Genomic DNA, 16,853 nt, shown 5'->3' with positions numbered 1-16,853 from the left:
CGTGAGCTGGGAGGCGTGGACGGTCTTTGCCCTCTTCTGGGCGGTGTTCGTGACCACGCCGGGCCCGAACGCGGTCAACTGCATCCAGAACGGTATGAGCCGTGGGTTCGTGCGCAGCCTCCCTGCCGTCGCGGCGATCCTGACACAGGCGAGCGTCTTTCTGCTTTTGTCGGCGGCAGGGGTCACGGCGCTGATCGCGGCGTCGGAGACGGCGTTCCTGGTGGCCAAGCTCGTCGGGGCGGGGTTCTTGATATGGCTTGGGGTGCGCGGTTGGATGACCGCGACGCGCCCCATTGCGGCCAAGCCTGCGAGCGGCGGGCGCATCTATTTCGAGGCGCTGGCCATTGCCACGATCAATCCCAAGAGCGTCGCGGGCTACCTCGCCGCCTTTTCGCAATTCGTGCAGCCGGGTGTGCCGATCTGGGAGCAGATGGTGGTGATCTTTCCCACCGCGCTCACGCTGACGGCGCTGAGCTATTGCGGGTTCACCGCGCTTGGCGCTGGCCTCGGCCGGGTGGCTTTGGGCGCTGTCGCCAATACTGTCGTGCGGCGCGTGATGGCGGTGTGCTTTGTTGTGTATGGCGTGCTTCTTGGCAGCGCCTCCGTTCCGGTGAGGGCGTAGGCCGTGTGGGACGTGCTGACAGGTTTCGATCCGGCCCTGCTCGTGGCTTTTATTGCTGCCGGGCTGTTGCTCAACCTGACGCCGGGGGCGGATTTCGTGTTCGTCTCGGCGAGCGGGATCGCAGGCGGTCCGCGCATCGGCATGGCGGCCGCGCTGGGGATCAACATAGGGATCACAGTGCACGTCGCGATGGCGGCGGGCGGGGTGTCCGCGCTGCTCCTTGCCGATCCGGCAAGCTACGACGTGATTCGGTACGCGGGGGCGGCCTACCTTGCGTGGCTCGCCATCCAAGCCTGGCGCGATAGTGGTACGCTTGGCAAGGGGCGTGCAGCGCCCAGTGCCGCGGCCGCGGTGCGCCGGGGTTTTTTCACAAACGTGCTCAACCCCAAGACGGCGCTCTTTATCTTTGCGTTCATCCCGCAATTCACCGACCCGGCCATCGGCCCGGTGTGGATGCAGATCCTGATCCTGGGCGCGATTTTCCAGATTTTCGGCATGGCCTTCTCGCTCGCGCTTGGTGCGGCGGCGGGGCTTTTTGCCGACCGTTTGCGCGCCCGCGTGCGCGTTCTGAACAAGATAACTGCCATTCTGTTTGGCGGGCTTGCAGCCCGTCTCGTGATCGACTGAGGGAGACAAGCGATGAGCGATTTTCCAACCAAGGCCCGTGTGGTCATCATCGGCGGCGGCGCGGTGGGCGTGTCCTCGCTTTACCATCTGGCCATGAAAGGCTGGACCGACTGCGTCCTTCTGGAAAAGAACGAGCTGACGGCGGGCTCGACTTGGCACGCGGCGGGGAATTGCCCGAACTTTTCGACCTCCTGGGCGGTGCTGAACATGCAGCGCTACTCGCTCGAGATGTACCGGACGCTGGCCGAGGACGTCGACTACCCGATGAACTACCACGTGACCGGCTCGCTGCGCCTCTCGCACAGCAAGGAGCGGACGCAGGAGTTCAAACGCTTTGTCTCCATGGGGCGCTATCAGGGGCTGGAGCTGGAGCTGATGAGCCCGGAGAAGGCGGTGGAGATGTACCCCTTCCTCGAGACTCATGACCTGGACTCGGTGCTTTGGGACCCGATGGACGGGGACATCGACCCCGCGCAGCTGACCCAGGCGATGGCCAAGGGTGCGCGCGATCTGGGGGCCAACATCCAGCGCTTTTGCCCGGCCACCGGCGTTAGCAAAGATGGCGATGGCTGGATCGTGCACACCGACAAGGGCGACATTGCTTGTGACTACGTGGTGAACGCTGCTGGGTACTATGCCGCGCGCGTGGGCGAGTGGTTCAAGCCGCATGGGGGGCGCGATGTGCCGATGGTGGTGATGAGCCACCAGTACTTCCTCACCGAAGAGATCGGGGAGATCGCCGACTGGACCAAGGAGCACGGTCACAAGCTGCCGATGATCCGGGACGTGGACAGCTCCTACTACCTGCGGCAGGACAAGAACGGTCTGAACCTTGGCCCCTACGAGCGCAACTGCAAGGCGCATTGGGTGACCGAGGATGACCAGATGCCGGAGGACTTTTCCTTCCAGCTCTACCCGGACGATCTGGAGCGGCTCGAGTGGTACATCGAGGACGCGATGGAGCGGGTGCCGCTCCTCGGGACCGGAGGGGTGGGCCGCAACATCAACGGCCCGATTCCCTATGCGCCCGATGGTCTGCCGATGATCGGGCCGATGCCGGGGGTGAAGAACGCGTTCGAGGCGCATTCGTTTACCTTCGGGATCGTGCAGGCCGGCGGTGCGGGCAAGACGCTCGCCGAGTGGATCGTCGATGGCCAGACCGAGTGGGACATGTGGGCCGTCGATCCGCGCCGCTACACCGACTACACCGATCATGATTATTGCCATCAGAAGGCACTCGAGACCTACGGGCACGAGTACGGCATGCACTTCCCCTACAAGTGCTGGCCTGCCGGGCGGGACAAGAAGCCGTCGCCGGTGGCCGCCAAGCTCAAGGAGCTGGGCGCGCAGTTCGGCGCCTTCAACGGCTGGGAGCGTGCCACATGGTTCGCCAAGCCGGGCGACGACACCTCGATCGAGGCGACGGAGACGTGGGAGCGTGAAGGTCCCTGGGAGCACCGCGTCAAGGAAGAGTGCGAGGCGGTGCGCGACGGGGTCGGCGTGCTCGACCTCTGTGGCTTCTCTCGGTTCGCGCTGTCGGGTGAAGGCGCCGCAGAGTGGCTGCGTGGGCGCATCGCGGGCGCCTTGCCGAAGGTGGGCCGGATGAACCTGGCGTATTTCCCCGACGATCGCGGGCGGATCCTGACGGAGATGTCGGTGATCCGCACAGGCGAGGATGAATTTACCTTGATCACCGCGGCGACCGCGCAGTGGCACGACTACGAGGTGCTGTGGCGCAACCTGCCGGCGGGGCTGAGCCTTGTGGACCGGACGACAGAGATCTCGACCCTGATCGTGACGGGGCCGAAGTCGCGTGACCTCTTTGCCAAAATCGCGCCGGAGGCAGACCTCGAGGCCGGTTGGCTGACGCATCAGAACGCGGTGGTGGCAGGCATCGCCTGCCGTCTGGTGCGCGTGTCCTTTGCCGGCGAGCTGGGCTGGGAGATCCACGCGGCGATGGCGGACGTGCCGACGCTTTACGACGCGGTGCTGGCCGAGGGGGCGACGCCGTTCGGCATGTTCGCGCTCGACAGCCTGCGCATCGAGAAGGGCTATCGGACGTGGAAGGGGGACCTCTCGACCGACTACACGCTGCTGCAGGGCGGAATGGAGCGGTTCGTCAAGTTCGACAAGCCGCAGGACTTCCCCGGCAAGGCGGCGCTCTTGAGCGAAAAGCAGCAGGGCCGGACGAAGGCGTTTGTCTCGATGATCGTGGACGCGGGCAAGGCGGACGCGCCCTACATGTCGATCATCTGGAAGGGTGACGAGATCGTGGGCGAGACGACGTCGGGCGAGTGGGGGCACCGGGTTGGCGCCTCCATTGCGCTGGGCTGCGTGCGCACCGATCTGGCCGAGGCCGGCACGGAGTTGGAGGTCGAGATCTACGGCGAACGCCGCAAGGCCGTGGTGCAGCCGGACGGTCCGATCTGGGATCCCGAGAACGCGCGCCTTCGGGCTTGAGTGGTAGGGTGGGCAGGTGCCCACCTTACGGTTCTTGGGGCCAGTCCCCAAACTCAGTTACAATTTGGGGGGCCAGCCCCCCAAGCCCCCCGGGATATTTGAGGCCAGAAGAAGATGACAGTGACGGTGCTTGATGGCGGCATGGGTCAGGAGCTGATTGCGCGGACGGGGGTGACCTCGGATCTGTGGTCGCTTTGGGCCTTGATGGAGCGGCCGGAGGTCGTGCGCGCGGTGCATGACGATTTCTTTGCCGCGGGGGCAGAGATTGCCACGACAAATACCTATTGCTGCCTGCCGGATCGGCTGGAGCCGAAGGGGCATGGGGAGAAGCTCGAGGCGTTGACGCGGCTGGCCTGTGATCTTGCGGTTCGGGCGCGTGATGCGCATGGGGCGGGTCTCGTGGCCGGGGCGCTGGGGCCGCAGGGGTTTTCCTATCAGGCGGACAAGGTGCCGCCTGTCACTGAGGCCGCCGAGGTCTATGCGCGCGTGGCGCGGATGATGGAGGGGGTGGACCTTTATCTACTGGAGACGATGGCGTCGCTGGAGCAGGTCGAAGGGGGCTTGGTCGGAACGCAGGGTCTCGGCAAGCCGGTGTGGGTCGCGATGACGGTGGACGATGCGGACGGCACCCGGCTGCGCTCCGGGGAGCCGGTGGTGGACGCCCTGCCTTTGGTGGAACGGTACGGGGCGGCGGCGCTCTTGCTCAATTGTTCGCGGCCGGAGGCGGTGGGGCAAGGCATCCAGGCGTTGCGCGGTGCCGGTGTTCCGGTCGGCGCCTATGCCAACGGGTTTGTCGGCATCACGGCGGAGTTCAACGACACGCTTGCCACCGTGGACATGCTCGAGACGCGCCGGGATCTGACGCCGGAGGCGTACCTCGGTCATGCGCGGGACTGGGCGCGGGATGGAGCCACCCTGATCGGCGGCTGTTGTGAAGTGGGGCCGGCGCATATCGCGGCGCTGACCGGGGCATTTAGGGGAGTTGAGGCATGAGCCTTCCTGACAAAGCGCGCGTCGTCATCATCGGCGGCGGGGTCATCGGCTGTTCGGTGGCCTACCACCTGACCAAGCTGGGCTGGACGGATGTGGTGCTGCTCGAGCGCAAGCAGCTGACGTCGGGGACGACCTGGCATGCGGCGGGTCTCATCGCGCAGCTGCGGGCGACGGCCAACATGACCAAGCTCGCAAAGTACTCCCAGGAGCTTTACGGCGATCTGGAGGCGGAGACGGGCGTTGCCACGGGTTTCAAGCGGTGCGGGTCGATCACCGTGGCGCTGACCGAGGCGCGCAAGGAAGAGATCTTTCGCCAGGCGGCGATGGCGCGGGCCTTTGGCGTCGAGGTCGAGGAGATCACGCCGGACGAGGTGAAGGCCAAGTATGACCATCTGAATGTCGCCGATGTGCTGGCCGGGGTCTATCTGCCGCTCGACGGGCAGGGCGATCCGGCCAACATCGCGCAGGCGCTGGCCAAGGGCGCGCGGCAGCGCGGTGCGGTTGTAAAGGAGCGCGTCAAGGCAACGGGCGTGGCGCGTGACGGGCGCCGGGTCACCGGGGTCGATTGGCAGGGCGAGGACGGGAGCTCGGGACACATCGCCTGCGAGCATGTGGTCAATTGCGGCGGCATGTGGGGCCGCGAGGTCGGGCAGATGCTGGGCACCAACGTGCCGCTGCAGGCGTGCGAGCACTTCTACATCGTGACCGAGAGTATCCCGAACCTCACGCAGCTGCCGGTGCTGCGCGTGCCGGACGAGTGTGCGTATTACAAGGAAGACGCAGGCAAGATGCTGCTGGGTGCCTTCGAGCCGAAGGCCAAGCCCTGGGGACCCATCCCGGCGGATTTCGAATTCGACCAGTTGCCCGAGGATTTCGACCATTTTGAGCCGATCCTCGAAGCGGCGGTGGAGCGGATGCCGATGCTGGCGGAGGCGGGGATCCACACGTTCTTTAACGGGCCCGAGAGCTTTACCCCGGATGATGCGTACCACCTGGGCCTTTGTCCCGAGATGGATAACGTGTGGGTCGCCGCGGGCTTCAACTCGATCGGGATCCAGAGCGCGGGCGGCGCGGGCAGTGCGCTGGCGTCCTGGATGGACACGGGCGAGAAGCCGTTTGATCTGGGCGACGTGGACATCAGCCGGATGCAGCCCTTCCAGGGCAACAAGCATTACCTGATGGAGCGGTCGGTCGAGACGCTGGGTCTCCTTTATGCCGATCATTTCCCCTTTTTGCAGAAGGTGACGGCGCGGGGCGTGCGGAGGACGCCGTTCCACAGCCACTTGCTCGAGCGAGGAGCGGTGATGGGTGAGCTGGCCGGCTGGGAGCGGGCCAATTGGTTCGCGCGCGAGGCGCAGGATGCGGTCTATGAGTACAGCTGGGACCGGCAGACCTTTTTCGACAATGTGCGCGAAGAGCACATGGCGGTGCGTCAGAACGTGGGCATGTACGATATGTCCTCGTTCGGAAAGATCCGGGTCGAGGGGCCGGATGCCATGGCGTTTATGAACCGCGTGGGCGGCGGGCAGTATGACGTGCCACTGGGCAAGATCGTCTACACCCAGTTTCTGAACTCCACGGGCGGGATCGAGGCGGATGTGACCGTCACGCGGATTACCGAGACCTGTTACCTGGTCGTCACGCCGGCGGCGACGCGGCTTGCCGATCAGACCTGGATGCAGCGCCATGTGGGCGACATGCGCGTCGTGATCACCGACGTGACGGCGGGTGAGGGCGTGCTGGCGGTCATGGGGCCGAATGCTCGCCGGCTTTTGCAAGCCGTCTCGCCGGCGGATTTCTCGAACGAGGCCAACCCGTTCGGCACCGCTCAGGAGATCGAGATTGGCATGGGCCTCGCCCGGGTGCACCGGGTGACCTACGTGGGCGAGCTCGGCTGGGAGGTCTATGTGCCGTCGGACATGTGCGGGCATGTGTTCGAAGTGCTGGCCGAGGCCGGGTTCGACATGGGGCTGCGCCTGTGCGGGATGCACATGATGGACACCTGCCGGATCGAGAAGGGCTTTCGCCACTTTGGTCACGACATCACCTGCGAGGATCACGTGCTGGAGGCGGGTCTGGGCTTTGCGGTCAAGACGGACAAGCCAGATTTCATCGGGCGGGACGCGGTGCTGCGCAAGAAGGAGGCGGGGCTCGAGAACCGCCTGGTGCAGTTCAAGCTGACCGATCCCGAGCCGCTCTTGTACCACGCCGAGCCGATCGTGCGGGACGGGGAGCTGGTGGGCTACCTGTCGTCCGGCGCCTATGGGCATGCGCTCGGTGGCGCGATGGGGCTGGGATACGTGCCGTGCAAGGGCGAGAGCGCCGCGGAGGTGCTGGCGTCGAGCTACGAGATCGACGTGGCCGGGGTGCGGGTCAAGGCCGAGGCGTCGCTGAAGCCGATGTACGATCCCAAGTCCGAGCGCGTGAAGGTCTGACCTGGGCCTTTCGCGTTGGGCTGCCGCGGGCTGGGGAAGGAGGAGCCTTGGCCCACGGCGTCCCTTCTGCGGGCGGTGCGCTGACGGCACTGGCGGGATGCCTCCGGCGGGGATATTTCTCGCCAGAAGAAGCTGGGGGACCTGTGCCTGGATGTTCGGGCGTGGGAGCGTCGGTTGGAAAGCGAGGAGCGCCTGATGGATGTCTATGCACCGCCTGATGTGCCGCTCGCGGTGGTGCATGAGGATCACGAGGTTCTGGCGGTGGCCAAGCCCGAGGGGCTCTTGTCCGTGCCGGGCAAAGGCGCGCATCTGGCCGATTGCCTGATCGCGCGGGTGCAGGCGGTGTTTCCGCATGCTCTGCTCGTGCACCGGTTGGATCGGGACACGTCCGGGGTGATGATCTTTGCGTTGACGCTGCATGCGCAGCGGCATCTGGGCCTGCAGTTCGAGAAGCGGCAGACGCGGAAGACCTATGTCGCTCGAGTGGCTGGCGTTGTCGTCGAGGACAAGGGCACCATCGATCTGCCGCTCATCGTCGACTGGCCGAACCGGCCGCGTCAAAAGGTGTGTTTCGAATCCGGCAAGCCGGCGGTCACGGACTGGGCCGTCGTCAAGCGCGGAGACGGCGAGACGCGGCTGCGGCTGATGCCGCAGACTGGGCGGTCGCACCAGTTGCGGGTGCATTGCCGCGAGTTGGGTCATCCGATCCTGGGTGATCCGTTTTATTCCGAGACGGCGGCGGCGCATCCGCGCATGATGCTGCACGCGGAGCGTCTGCGGGTGCGCCATCCCGATGGGGGTGCGGCGCTCAACCTGCGGGTTGCGCCGCCGTTTTGAGTACTGGAACGATTACGCGGACGTATCGTCGGCGCCGGCTTGGGCGGGTTGTTGGTAGCGTTCGACCCAGCGGGCGATGACGGCGCGGGCGGCAGCTTCGTCCTGGGTTTCGATTGCGCGGGAGAGATCGCGCAGGGCGTTGGCCACTTCGATCTCCGACAGGTGCGTCTCCTGGGCGCGCAGGATTTTCTGGTGCGGCGTCGTGAGCATGTCGGGGGAGATCAGCAGCTCTTCGTGCAGCTTCTCGCCCGGGCGTAGGCCGGTCACTTCGATCTCGATGTCGCCTGTAGGATTCTCGGAATCCTTGACCGTGAGGCCGGCGCCTTCGATCATCTGGCGGGCGAGTTTGCGGATCGGCACGGGCTCACCCATGTCGAGCACGAAGACGTCACCCCCGCGCGCGAAGGAGCCTGCGAGCAGCACCAGCCGCGCCGCTTCGGAGATGGTCATGAAGTAACGCGTGACCGCGCCGTGCGTGAGCGTGATAGGGCCGCCACGAGCGATTTGTTCCTCGAAGAGGGGGATCACCGAGCCGGACGAGCCAAGCACGTTGCCGAACCGCACCATCGAAAAGCGCGTCCCGCTCGCGCGGGTGGCAAGGTCCTGTACGATGAGTTCCGCGAGGCGTTTGGAGGCACCCATGACGTTGGTCGGGCGGACGGCCTTGTCCGAGGAGACGAGGATAAACCGTTCGACGCCGGCGGCCTTGGCCGCGTCCGCGACGACCTTGGTGCCGAAGACGTTGTTCTCGAGCCCCTGCAACGCGTTGAGCTCGACCATCGGCACGTGCTTGTAGGCGGCGGCGTGCAGGACGACGTCGACCTTGTGCGCCGTGATCGCGTGCTCGACGAGCGGCGCGTCACCCACGGACCCCAGGACGGGCACAATGTGCAGGTCGCTCCGCAGGTCCCGCAGCTCCTTGTCGATTTCGTAGAGGTTCCACTCGCTGTGATCGAGGATCACGATGCAGGCCGGGTTGCAAGCGATCAGCTGACGGCAAAGCTCGGAGCCGATCGAGCCGCCCGCCCCTGTCACGAGGATGCGGCGGTCGGTGTAGGCATGGCTGACGCCGGGCAGTTCCTTTTCCAGCTTGGACCGGCCGAGGAGGCTGTCGAGGGAGACGGGCGTGGCGCGTTTCGTCATCTCTCCCTTGCCGACGAGTTCGGCGAAGGACGGCAGTGCGAGCACCTCGCAGTCGAGATCGCGGAGCGACACGGCGATGCGGGCCTGGGCCGGCTGGCCGAGCGAGGGCATGGCGAGCACCACGCGGCTGATCGCCTTGGACGTGATGAGCTCCTTGATCTGGCTCTTGGCGTAAACTGGCAAGCCGGAAATCATCATCGACTGCAGCTTGGGGTTGTCGTCGATGAAGGCGACGGGCTGCACGGAATTGTCCGTCCTGAGGGCCGCGACCAGCTGCTGTCCGGTCTGGCCGGCGCCGTAGACGAGGACGCGCATGTGCCGCTCGCCCTGGCGGTACACGGTGATCAGGAACTGGCGCAGCGTCAGCCGCCAGGCGACGCCGATGATCGCCGCCAGCGCCGCAAAGATCACGAAGACCGCATAGGGGATCGGGGCGCCGAGGATCGAGTTGAACGCGGCACCGAACACGCCAAGCAGCAGTGCCACCATGGCCGTGTTCATCACGCCGCGGATCTCGTAGGCGTTGAGCTTGTGGCGCGAGAGGCCGAGCTGCTGGAAGAGGAAGGCCGAGACCGCCATGAGCGCGGCGCCCATCCAGACGACGTTCCAGGTAAAGAGGTCGGCGGCGGAGGCCATGCCGTTGAGCAGCACGGCGAGCACAAGCGCAAAAGGCACAAGCGCGACGTCGATGGCGAGGAAGATCAGGCTTTTCTGTCCGCGCGACAGGGAGGTCACAAGCCTGTAGGCGAGGCTGCCGGCGTCGGAGTCTTGGTGCGTCGGTTCGAGCAACGTGGTCTTTCCGGTGGCGCGAGAGCAGCACCTGCGCCGTGGCCGCAGAGGGGGACACGCGCCGCTGTCCCGGGTATGACTTTACCTCAGGGCGCTTTGCGCGGGCAAGTTGTGCTGCAGCGCAGCAAAGCGGGTGCGGCTCGCGGACAGCGGTTTCCCGCGACTTTGCGGTACAGGCGTTTCAAACTGTGCTTCTCATGCAACAGGCGTGCCGTCAAATGATGTAAGGCGCTCGAATCAGGCGGGTCTTTCCTGCGCTGTTGCGCGGGTTTGGACCGCCCGCGTGGCGCGGCACTGGCGCCTGCCGGCGCGATGAGGCACATGGGTCACGACACGGGTTACGACTTTCCAGCAGCTCAAAGGGAGCTTTGGCATGGCGCAGACTGCGCGCTCCATCGATACCGCCCGCCGCGTGCTGCGCGTGGAGGCAGAGGCGCTTGGCCAGTTGCATGACCATTTGCCGGAGGATTTTGCGGCCGCAGTCGATCTGATCCTGCGCGCCAAGGGGCGTGTGATCGTGTCAGGCATCGGCAAGTCGGGTCACATCGGGCGCAAGATTTCGGCGACGCTGGCCTCGACCGGGACGCCGTCGCTTTTTGTGCACGCCTCCGAGGCGAGCCATGGCGACATGGGGATGATCGGCGCGGACGATGTGTGTCTCGTGATCTCGATGTCGGGGGAGACGGCCGAGCTGCGCGATGTGGTTGCCCATTCCCGGCGGTTTCAAATTCCGCTGATCGCGATTTCGCGCAAAGCGGAGAGCACGATCATGGCGGCGGCGGACTTGCGGCTGCTTTTGCCCGACGCGCCGGAGGCGTGTGCGATTGGCATGGCGCCGACGACGTCCTCGACGCTGACACTGGCTTTGGGCGATGCGCTCGCGGTTGCGCTGATGGAGGAGCGCGGGTTTCAGCAGGAATCCTTCCGCATCTTTCACCCCGGCGGCAAGCTGGGCGCGCAGCTGGCGACGGTGGAGCAGTTGATGCACCGCGACCTGCCGCTGGTGGGGCCGGACACGAGCATGATCGAGACGCTGTTCACCATGTCGGACAAGGGCTTCGGGATCGCCATTGTCGTGGATGAAGTGGGCCTGCAAGGCGTCGTGTCGGATGGTGACCTGAGGCGGCACATCGACGGTCTGATGGAGCGCACCGCGCTCGAGGTGGCGACGCGGGCCCCGGTCACCGTGGCGCCGGATGCCTTGGCGCTCGAAGCGCTGCACAAGATGCAGGAGCGCAAGATCGGCACCATCGTCGTGGCCGAGGGCGAGCGGCCTGTCGGCGTGCTGCGGATCCTCGACTGCCTGAATGCCGGGATCGTTTGAGCCGTGAAGTGAGTGCCATGAAAACCGTGATCATCATCCCCGCCCGCTACGCCTCCAGCCGCTACCCCGGCAAGCCGCTCGTGACGCTCGATCAGGGCGACGGGACGCGCAAGAGCCTGATCCAGATGACCTGGGAGGCGGCGCAGGGGATTATGGGCGTGGATGGGGTCTACGTCGCGACCGACGATGATCGGATCGGGGCGGCGTCGGCTGGGTTCGGGGCGGAGGTGCTGATGACCTCGGACACCTGCCGGAACGGGACGGAGCGGGTGGCCGAGGCGGCGGCGCAGGTCAAAGCCGACGTCTACGTGAACTTGCAGGGTGATGCGCCTTTGACGCCGCCGTGGTTTCTCGATGCGCTCATTGCGGCGATGAAGGACGGGGCGGATATGGCGACGCCTGTGCTGCGTTGTGACGCGCAGACCTACGCCAACTTTGTCGAGGATCGTCGCGCGGGCCGGGTGGGCGGCACCACCGCTGTCTTCGATGGGGCGTGGAATGCGCTTTACTTCTCGAAAGAAGTGATCCCCTTCCTGCCGCCCAAATCCCAAGATACGCCTCCGGTCTACCACCATGTCGGGGTCTACGCCTACACGCCCTCTGCGCTCAGAGCCTATATGGCGTGGGAGGAGGGCCCGCTGGAACGGCTCGAAGGGCTTGAACAGCTTCGGTTCCTCGAGAACGGCCACAAGGTGCGCTGCGTCGAGGTGGACGGACGCGGGCGGGTGTTCTGGGAGTTGAACAACCCCGAAGACGTGCCGCGCATCGAAGCGGTCTTGAGAGGTGACGCATGACTGTCGACATTCAGGGGATCAAAGTTGGCGCGGCGGAGCCCTTCGCGCTGATCACCGGGCCGTGCCAGCTGGAAAGCCTCGACCACGCGCGGATGATGGCGGAGCGGATCGGGGAGGCGTGCGCGGCGACCGGCACCCGCTTCATCTTCAAGGCGAGCTACGACAAGGCCAACCGCTCTTCGCTGTCTGGCGCGCGGGGGCTTGGCATGGAGAAGGGGCTTGAGGTCCTGGCCACCATCCGTGACGAGTTCGGCGTGCCGGTGCTGACCGATGTGCATGAGCCGTGGCATTGCGCCAAGGCGGCTGAAGTCTGCGACGTGCTACAAATCCCCGCCTATCTCTGCCGTCAGACGGACCTCCTTCTGGCCGCAGGCGAAACCGGCAAGGCGATCAACATCAAGAAGGGGCAGTTCCTCGCCCCTTGGGATATGAAGAACGTGGCCGAAAAGGTCGCGAGCACGGGCAATGAGCGCATCCTCTTGTGCGAGCGCGGGGCGATGTTCGGGTATAACGCGATGGTTACGGATTTTCGCGGCCTGCCGGTGATGGCGGCGATGGGCTACCCGGTGGTCTTCGATGCGACGCACTCAGTGCAGCAGCCCGGAGGGCTTGGCACCTCGTCCGGGGGCCAGCGGGAGTTCGTGCCTGTGCTGGCTCGCGCGGCCTGTGCGGTTGGGGTCTCGGCGCTCTTCATCGAGACGCATCAGGACCCTGATAACGCGCCAAGCGACGGGCCGAACATGGTGCCGGTGGACCAGCTGGGCGCCTTGATCGCGGACCTCCGCGCTTTCGATGCGCTTTACAAGAAACGGCTGGCAGGCGCGTGATCCCCTGCCATTGACCTCCGCCGGGCAGAGGCAGACAGTGGTGCCATGTCCACACCTCGCCTGTCCCCGCTCCGCGGGATCGCGCTGAAACTCACCGCTGTTTTCCTCTTTATGATCATGGCCTCGCTCATCAAGGCGGCGAGCGATGCCGTGCCGCCGGGGCAGGCGGTGTTCTTTCGCTCGTTCTTTGCGATCCCGGTGATCCTGGCCTGGCTCGTCTGGCAGGGAGAGCTGGCGACGGGCCTCAAGGTGCAATCACATTGGGGGCATTTCTGGCGTGGCGCGTCGGGCGCGTCGGCCATGGTCATGGGGTTCGCCGCATTGGGCATGTTGCCGCTGCCCGAGGTCACGGCCATCGGCTACGCCGCGCCGCTGATCACGGTGGCGCTGGCCGCGTGGCTGCTGGGGGAGCGCGTGCGGCTCTTTCGCTGGTCGATGGTCGGCGTGGGACTGATCGGTGTGCTGATCGTCCTGTCACCGCGCCTGAGCATGGAGAGTGACTATGAGCGTATCGCGGCCTTTGGGGCGGCGCTGGCGCTGGCCTCGGCGGCGCTGCGCTCGCTCGCGCAGGTCTATATCCGCAAGCTGGTGCAGTCCGAGACGACCTCGTCGATCGTGTTCTACTTCTCGCTGACGTGCACGCTGCTGTCGCTGCTCACTGTGCCGTTCGGGTGGACCGTGCCGCCCCTGCCGGACACGCTGATGCTAATTGGCGCGGGGCTTATCGGCGGGGTGGCGCAGATCTTCCTGACGTCTGCTTACCGCCATGCGACGGCCTCGCTGATTGCGCCGTTCGACTATGCCTCGATGCTGTTTGCGCTGATCATCGGGTACGCGGTCTTTGCCGAGGTGCCGACGGCGCCGATGCTGATCGGCGCGGCTGTGGTGATCTCGGCCGGGGTTGCGATCATCTGGCGCGAGCGGCAGCTGGGCCTGCAACGCGGCAAGGCGCGCTCGCTGAAGTCGCCGCATGGCTGAGGGAGGCAAGATGGCGGTGCTGAGTGCCGATGCTCGGCCGGGGCTGCCCTACTGGTGGGAGGGTGCGGTCTGGCCGGCGCTTGATGCGCCGCCTCCGGCAGCGGTCGATCTGCTTGTCCTGGGCGCTGGGTACACCGGCCTCTCGGCAGCGATTGCGGCGCATGATGCGGGCGCGAAGGTGGCCGTTGTGGATGCCGGGCAGCCGGGGCAGGGCGCCTCGACCCGCAACGGAGGCATGGTCGGCGCGCATCCGCGGCTGAGCTGGGACCGTCTGACGGAGCTCTTTGGGGAGGAGGTGGCCGCCGGCGTCTTTGCCGAGGCCGCGCCCTCACTCGCCTTTGTGCAGGACGCGATCGCGCGGGAAGGGATCGATTGCGATTTTGCGCAGACCGGGCGGATTCAGCTGGCGTGGACGCGGGCCGATCACGCAGGCCAGCGCAAGCTCGCGGAGACGGTCGCGGCGCAGTCGGGTCTGCCGTGCGAGGTGATTGCCAAGGCCGACCTGCGGAGGGAAGTCGGGACGGATTCATACCACGGCGCCTTGCTCTTTCCCACGCATGGGGCGCTGCATCCGCGCAAGTACCACGACGGTCTCCTGGCGGCGGTGCTGCGGCGGGGGATCACCGTCACTGCGTGTTGCCGCGCGGGGCTGCCGGTGGCGGAGGGGGGTGCCTACCGCGTGGAGACACCGCACGGCACTGTCCGCGCGGGCAAAGTGCTGGTGGCGACGGGCGGGTACACCCGCGCGCCGTTTAGGAGGCTCGCACGCCGGGTCTTTCCACTGCCGAGCTACCTTATCGCGACGGAGCCGGTGTCGCCGAACCTGCTCGGAGAGCTGGCGCCGGGCAAGCGAATGATGGTCGAAACGCGCGCGCGGCATTCTTATTTTCGCCTGTCGCCAGACGGAACACGTGTGCTGTTTGGCGGGCGCGCCTCGATGGTCGATGTGCGTCCCGAGGTGGCCGCTGCGCGCCTGCATGCGACGATGTCGGAGGTCTGGCCGGAGCTGGCGGAGACGCAGGTCTCGCACGTATGGTCAGGGAACACCGGCTACAGCTTTACGCACATGCCGCATGTCGGCAGTGAGGGCGGTGTGCATTGGGCGATGGGCTTTTCCGGGTCGGGGACGGTGATGGCGCCTTATCTGGGTGCCAAGGCTGCGTGGCGGGCGCTCGGTGATCCGCGGGGCGAGACGGCCTATGCGGAGACCACGCTGCGCACATCGTGGCTGCATCCTGGAGGGCGGCCGTGGTTCTTGCAGGCGGCGAATCTGTGGTACCGGATGGTCGTAGACCGTGCACAGAATTTGGCGGCGCGGCGGTAGAGCGGGTTTTATTTCGGCTGACTAATACAACAGTGGTTCACGCGCCGTCCCGCGGGGTGGCGCAATCGCGCCGCCCGTTTTGCCGGAGGCAAACCTTTGGTTTGACGGGGGCGGGACGGCGCGTCCTGACAGTACCTGTCAGGCGAGTGCTTTGATTTAGGCAGGCGATTACGATATTCAAAGTTCGAGGCACTAAGCGAAGTCCGCCCCATAAAGCCAATCGTTGCGCCGCCACAGCAGCGCGGGCGCGACTTTGCCGGCGATCCAGATCGGCACGTAGGCTTGTGCCTGGCTGAGCACCGAACGGCGGTGGAAAAGCGCCAGGTTCGCCGCGGATTCCTTTTGCACCCGCGTCACCCGGTCGATGCGCGCGGCGAAGTAGCGCTCGAGCGCGGCAGAGATCATGCCGCCCTTGTCGAGCTCGCGGGCGAGCACCCAGGCATCCTCCATCGCCTGCACCGCGCCCTGCGCCATCGACGGCAGCATCGGGTGCGCCGCATCGCCCAAAAGCGCAACCGCGCCGTCGGACCAGCGCTCCAGCGGATCGCGGGTAAAGAGCGCCCAGCGGTGCAGCTGCGGCGCGGCATCGAGGATCGCGTCGAGGGTCGGGTTCCAGCCGCCAAAGTCGGCCTTGGCCTCGGCGGCGGTACCGGTGATCGACCACCCTTCTTCGGTCCAGCTGTCCTCCTCGACGATGCCGACGAAGTTGACCATGTCCCCGCCGCGCACGCGGGTGGTGACGGCGTGTTTGCCGGGCCCGGTCCAGACGCAGCCGGCCTGCGGCGGTGCATCGGCGCCCAGCGCTGCGGCCGGGACCACCGTGCGCCAGGCGATGTTGCCGGTAAATGTCGGCGCGTCCGGTCCAAGCATCTGCGTGCGGATCGCCGAGTGCAGCCCGTCGGCACCGACGATCAGGTCCGCCTCGTGCCGCGTGCCGTCCGTGAGGGTTACCGACGCGCCCTTGGAGGAGGTCTCGTAGGATTGCACCCGCGCGCCCGTCTGGACCGCGTCCGGCTGGCGCTCGCGGAGTTCGCCCAGCAGGCCGTCGACCAGATCGGCGCGGTGAATTTGGATGTAGCGCGCGCCCCAGCGTTCGGCGGCAATCGCCTTCATCGGCAGGTTGAAGAATCTCCGGCCGGTCGGTCCGTGCCGGATTTCGATGGCGTCCGGTTGAAAGAGCGTGTGCTCGATGCGGGGGACCACGCCGAGCTTTTCGAGTACCTTCATCCCGTTGGGACTGATCTGCACGCCAGCGCCCACTTCGGAGATCTCGGGTGCCTGTTCGAGCACGCGCACATCCCACCCGATCCCGTCGAGAGCGAGGGCGGTCGTCAAGCCGCCGATTCCTCCACCTACAATCAGTGCTTTCACGCAGCATCGCGCCGGAAATACGGCGCCCCCCTTGGGAGAAGGATGTGGCGTGCTCACAAATGCGGCAAGCGCTCACGCGCGGCGGCGGGTTGGCCAGAGCCACCTATGGCAAATGCGCCACAGGTGGAATGTCTTGCGACGTAGCGGGCCGTGTGGGAGCGGGGTGCTTTAGGCGTAACCAAGTGGAACAAATAGGGACGCGCCGCCCCATTTGGGCGGAGCCAAACCTACGGTTTGACGAGGCGCGTCATGCCGGAGGCATGCCTTCGGCATGACGCTTAACGGTGCCCGTCATGCGGGCGCCTTGATTTAGGCGTTAGACATCAAGC

At 66.0% G+C, this 16,853-nt stretch carries 13 protein-coding genes; 11 read left to right on the top strand and 2 right to left on the bottom strand.

Annotated elements, in window-relative coordinates:
* Position 1: 1 nt before the first annotated feature.
* The 6 genes from ACU0B3_RS06155 to ACU0B3_RS06130 all read left to right on the top strand — a co-directional run bounded on the left by ACU0B3_RS06155 (position 2) and on the right by ACU0B3_RS06130 (position 7,974).
* Positions 2 to 622 (top strand): LysE family translocator, encoded by a 621-nt coding sequence (locus ACU0B3_RS06155; protein WP_446259950.1) that lies wholly within the window; start codon positions 2 to 4, stop codon positions 620 to 622.
* Between the two features lie 3 nt (positions 623 to 625).
* Positions 626 to 1,249, top strand: coding sequence for a LysE family translocator (locus tag ACU0B3_RS06150; RefSeq protein WP_446259949.1), 624 nt, complete (start codon positions 626 to 628; stop codon positions 1,247 to 1,249).
* Between the two features lie 12 nt (positions 1,250 to 1,261).
* Positions 1,262 to 3,709 carry a GcvT family protein gene (locus tag ACU0B3_RS06145; RefSeq protein WP_446259948.1) on the top strand — a complete coding sequence of 816 codons (2,448 nt, stop codon included), beginning with the start codon at positions 1,262 to 1,264 and terminating at the stop codon, positions 3,707 to 3,709.
* A gap of 114 nt (positions 3,710 to 3,823) precedes the next feature.
* Positions 3,824 to 4,702: a homocysteine S-methyltransferase family protein gene (locus ACU0B3_RS06140; protein WP_446259947.1), complete on the top strand. Its 879-nt coding sequence runs from the start codon at positions 3,824 to 3,826 to the stop codon at positions 4,700 to 4,702.
* Positions 4,699 to 7,137 carry a GcvT family protein gene (locus ACU0B3_RS06135; RefSeq protein WP_446259946.1) on the top strand — a complete coding sequence of 813 codons (2,439 nt, stop codon included), beginning with the start codon at positions 4,699 to 4,701 and terminating at the stop codon, positions 7,135 to 7,137. Before ACU0B3_RS06140 ends, ACU0B3_RS06135 begins: the two co-directional genes overlap by 4 nt.
* A 195-nt stretch (positions 7,138 to 7,332) precedes the next feature.
* Positions 7,333 to 7,974 carry a pseudouridine synthase gene (locus tag ACU0B3_RS06130; protein ID WP_446259945.1) on the top strand — a complete coding sequence of 214 codons (642 nt, stop codon included), beginning with the start codon at positions 7,333 to 7,335 and terminating at the stop codon, positions 7,972 to 7,974.
* Positions 7,975 to 7,986: 12 nt separating this feature from the next.
* On the opposite strand, the gene ACU0B3_RS06125 is transcribed toward ACU0B3_RS06130, so the two are convergent.
* Positions 7,987 to 9,906: a polysaccharide biosynthesis protein gene (locus ACU0B3_RS06125; RefSeq protein WP_446259944.1), complete on the bottom strand. Its 1,920-nt coding sequence runs from the start codon at positions 9,904 to 9,906 to the stop codon at positions 7,987 to 7,989.
* Between the two features lie 373 nt (positions 9,907 to 10,279).
* Between ACU0B3_RS06125 and ACU0B3_RS06120 the strand changes: the two genes are divergently transcribed.
* The 5 genes from ACU0B3_RS06120 to ACU0B3_RS06100 are packed head-to-tail and all read left to right on the top strand — an operon-like array spanning position 10,280 to position 15,153.
* A complete protein-coding gene (locus ACU0B3_RS06120; RefSeq protein WP_446259943.1) occupies positions 10,280 to 11,230 on the top strand; it encodes a KpsF/GutQ family sugar-phosphate isomerase in 951 nt (316 codons plus the stop codon).
* Between the two features lie 17 nt (positions 11,231 to 11,247).
* Positions 11,248 to 12,024 carry a 3-deoxy-manno-octulosonate cytidylyltransferase gene (locus tag ACU0B3_RS06115; RefSeq protein WP_446259942.1) on the top strand — a complete coding sequence of 259 codons (777 nt, stop codon included), beginning with the start codon at positions 11,248 to 11,250 and terminating at the stop codon, positions 12,022 to 12,024.
* The gene (gene kdsA / locus ACU0B3_RS06110; RefSeq protein ID WP_446259941.1) at positions 12,021 to 12,851 is read left to right on the top strand and encodes a 3-deoxy-8-phosphooctulonate synthase; all 831 of its coding nucleotides are present in this window, start codon (positions 12,021 to 12,023) and stop codon (positions 12,849 to 12,851) included. The genes ACU0B3_RS06115 and kdsA overlap by 4 nt, the downstream gene beginning before the upstream one ends.
* 45 nt (positions 12,852 to 12,896) lie before the next feature.
* Positions 12,897 to 13,829: a DMT family transporter gene (locus tag ACU0B3_RS06105; RefSeq protein WP_446259940.1), complete on the top strand. Its 933-nt coding sequence runs from the start codon at positions 12,897 to 12,899 to the stop codon at positions 13,827 to 13,829.
* Positions 13,830 to 13,839: 10 nt separating this feature from the next.
* Positions 13,840 to 15,153 (top strand): NAD(P)/FAD-dependent oxidoreductase, encoded by a 1,314-nt coding sequence (locus ACU0B3_RS06100; RefSeq protein ID WP_446259939.1) that lies wholly within the window; start codon positions 13,840 to 13,842, stop codon positions 15,151 to 15,153.
* A gap of 192 nt (positions 15,154 to 15,345) precedes the next feature.
* On the opposite strand, the gene ACU0B3_RS06095 is transcribed toward ACU0B3_RS06100, so the two are convergent.
* Positions 15,346 to 16,524: an FAD-dependent monooxygenase gene (locus ACU0B3_RS06095; RefSeq protein ID WP_446259938.1), complete on the bottom strand. Its 1,179-nt coding sequence runs from the start codon at positions 16,522 to 16,524 to the stop codon at positions 15,346 to 15,348.
* Positions 16,525 to 16,853 lie beyond the last annotated feature (329 nt).

This window comes from Pseudaestuariivita sp. (genome assembly GCF_052825805.1).
Note: the sequence above shows the minus strand (reverse complement) of the source record. Positions and strands in the feature narration are given on the sequence as shown.

What these genes read in the sequence shown, in the direction of transcription:
- ACU0B3_RS06145 (WP_446259948.1), top strand. Translation starts at nt 1,262, where the DNA reads ATGAGCGATTTTCCAACCAAGGCCCGTGTGGTCATCATCGGCGGCGGC.
- ACU0B3_RS06140 (WP_446259947.1), top strand. Translation starts at nt 3,824, where the DNA reads ATGACAGTGACGGTGCTTGATGGCGGCATGGGTCAGGAGCTGATTGCG.
- ACU0B3_RS06135 (WP_446259946.1), top strand. Translation starts at nt 4,699, where the DNA reads ATGAGCCTTCCTGACAAAGCGCGCGTCGTCATCATCGGCGGCGGGGTC.
- ACU0B3_RS06130 (WP_446259945.1), top strand. Translation starts at nt 7,333, where the DNA reads ATGGATGTCTATGCACCGCCTGATGTGCCGCTCGCGGTGGTGCATGAG.
- ACU0B3_RS06120 (WP_446259943.1), top strand. Translation starts at nt 10,280, where the DNA reads ATGGCGCAGACTGCGCGCTCCATCGATACCGCCCGCCGCGTGCTGCGC.
- ACU0B3_RS06115 (WP_446259942.1), top strand. Translation starts at nt 11,248, where the DNA reads ATGAAAACCGTGATCATCATCCCCGCCCGCTACGCCTCCAGCCGCTAC.
- kdsA (WP_446259941.1), top strand. Translation starts at nt 12,021, where the DNA reads ATGACTGTCGACATTCAGGGGATCAAAGTTGGCGCGGCGGAGCCCTTC.
- ACU0B3_RS06105 (WP_446259940.1), top strand. Translation starts at nt 12,897, where the DNA reads ATGTCCACACCTCGCCTGTCCCCGCTCCGCGGGATCGCGCTGAAACTC.
- ACU0B3_RS06100 (WP_446259939.1), top strand. Translation starts at nt 13,840, where the DNA reads ATGGCGGTGCTGAGTGCCGATGCTCGGCCGGGGCTGCCCTACTGGTGG.